Genomic DNA, 2,014 nt, shown 5'->3' with positions numbered 1-2,014 from the left:
CGCCATGAACCGAATTGCGCGATCGGATTAAACCGTAATCAGTGATCGGATTCAAGCGTATCGCGCGATCGGCATGAAGCGTATTAGGTGATCGAATTGACCGAAATACGCGGCTGGGTCTGCTATTATTAGTCCTTTTTTGTTTATTTCATGGATAACCACATAATGTAAAAGGTTATCCTTTACGACATGAGCAATTGTCGGTAATGGTAACTGCGAAGTCAAATGCTCAGCCTGTGCCTTAACTCCTTTAGCCGAAAAACCTATTTCTTTAGCAGCCTTGATCATCCCAAAAGCATTAGTTCCTTTTTGATCAGTCCCAGCAATCTCTCGAATATACGAAATCGGTAATTTCAATCCATATTGCTTGGCCACAATTGCCAGACAAGCAGCTCCACAATCCGATATGTCATGTTGTTTAATACAATAGTAACGTTTAAAAAATTGAGCACACAACTAGTAAAACCACCTTCCTGCGAAATTCCATGTTATTACATTTTTGCAACATATTATAATATATGTTATTTTATGTTCTTTTAAATTAACATAACTTTATCGTGCTTTCTACTACCCTTTTGGGTAGTTATTCAACATTCAATAATCATTTGTAATCGTTCGTCACCATTTTATCTGGTCTTTCGATCTATCCATGGTCATCTGGGTAGTGTAGTTAGCTATGACTACCCAAAAAGATAGGCGACATAATTAATAACTTGTGTTATGTTAAAATCAAGAACATCTGGATGTTTGAAAATACCAAATAACAAGGAGGAATTTAGAAATGGAAATGGTTGCCACTCTTGGGATGACTGAGTTGGGTGAAAAAGAGTCGATGGAAATTGATGGTGGGGAAGTAGTAATATTGGGTGTAACAGTAACTGCGTCTTTAGTAGCAAAAATAGTAACAGCCGCAGCTACTGCCTATGGAGCAGGATACGCATTAGGTAAAGCTTATTCCCACTTTACAAACTCTAGAAAATAGTTTTTAATAAACAGTTTTTAACAAGGAGGTTGAAAATTATGAGAGAGTTAACAGTACAAGAGCTACAAGAAATTGATGGTGGCGGTGTTTTATTCTGGGCAGTTGTGACTGTAATTGTCGCAGGATGTGGCGCTTTAGGTTTTTACAATGGAAAAAAGGATACCGATAAAGAATATGAATAAAATATTTGTTTTACTTCTTTAGTCTTAAGTTGGTCTTATTGTCAAGCCTGGATATCAGGCTTGACCTTGACAATAAGACTTTAAATACTTTCTTCATAAAGTGGGTGATTAATGATGTCCGACCTTTGGAATAATTTAAAAGAGTATATAAAAGCAAATTTCACTCCTCTAGAACTTAAGTTGTGGTTGCTTGTTGTAATAGGATTCGTTTCATATTTCCTAGGTAGAGCTTTAGGCGTCTTTTATTCACATTTAATACATTCACGCTAATCCTTATTTTTTTATTATTTTCAGTAATATTATTTGCGTTGTGAGTTTACCTCCATTAAATATACTCTGCGTAAAATAAATATTCCTTATATTTCACTTTTATGGGCTTATAGAACTGTCCAGATGTCATAATAATTCTTTCGATATTAAAAAAAGTATTGCTTCTTTCTAACGCCCGGAGAATATTATTAACCTAAAAAATCTATCTTAATAACAACAAAAGCTAAGAACAGATCGACGCCCTTCTGCTTTTAAAGCTCAAAGGTCTTCAAAAACCTGGGGGAAACCGAGCAGCAAGATGCTCCCCCATAGTGTAAAATTGTTGTAGGATAAAAATAAACAAGAGATCATCCTTTTGGTAAAATAGAATTACCACAATCTACACACCAAAGGAGGGATCTCTTGTGAATACTATTTTACACCAAATCTGCGAAAGATTCATTAGTGAAGTTACTGGTGATAGTGTCAAGACACTGTAGATTTTTGAACCTCACATTAGCGAACTTCCCGTCGAACTTACCGTCAAACTGCACTTTGTTTATTTATAGCTTTTAAAGCAATTTATTGTTTGGGAATTTAC

At 35.4% G+C, this 2,014-nt stretch carries 2 protein-coding genes and 1 pseudogene; 2 read left to right on the top strand and 1 reads right to left on the bottom strand.

Features of this window, described 5'->3' with window-relative positions; translation table 11 throughout:
* Positions 1 to 111 precede the first annotated feature (111 nt).
* Positions 112 to 456: pseudogene (locus G5B42_RS11470) on the bottom strand (cysteine peptidase family C39 domain-containing protein); the annotation flags it as partial.
* Positions 457 to 781: 325 nt separating this feature from the next.
* Between G5B42_RS11470 and G5B42_RS11465 the strand changes: the two are divergent.
* Together G5B42_RS11465 and G5B42_RS11460 are read left to right on the top strand one after the other, a co-directional pair.
* On the top strand, positions 782 to 982 hold the full coding sequence (locus G5B42_RS11465) for a hypothetical protein (protein ID WP_181340609.1): 201 nt from the start codon (positions 782 to 784) through the stop codon (positions 980 to 982).
* 38 nt (positions 983 to 1,020) lie between these two features.
* Positions 1,021 to 1,164, top strand: coding sequence for a class IIb bacteriocin, lactobin A/cerein 7B family (locus G5B42_RS11460; RefSeq protein WP_181340608.1), 144 nt, complete (start codon positions 1,021 to 1,023; stop codon positions 1,162 to 1,164).
* Positions 1,165 to 2,014: the final 850 nt, after the last annotated feature.

Origin of the sequence: Capillibacterium thermochitinicola, assembly GCF_013664685.1 — a bacterium.
GTDB lineage: Bacteria > Bacillota > UBA4882 > UBA10575 > UBA10575 > Capillibacterium > Capillibacterium thermochitinicola.
This window is presented reverse-complemented; position numbering and strand designations above follow the sequence as displayed.

What these genes read in the sequence shown, in the direction of transcription:
- G5B42_RS11465 (WP_181340609.1), top strand. Translation starts at nt 782, where the DNA reads ATGGAAATGGTTGCCACTCTTGGGATGACTGAGTTGGGTGAAAAAGAG.
- G5B42_RS11460 (WP_181340608.1), top strand. Translation starts at nt 1,021, where the DNA reads ATGAGAGAGTTAACAGTACAAGAGCTACAAGAAATTGATGGTGGCGGT.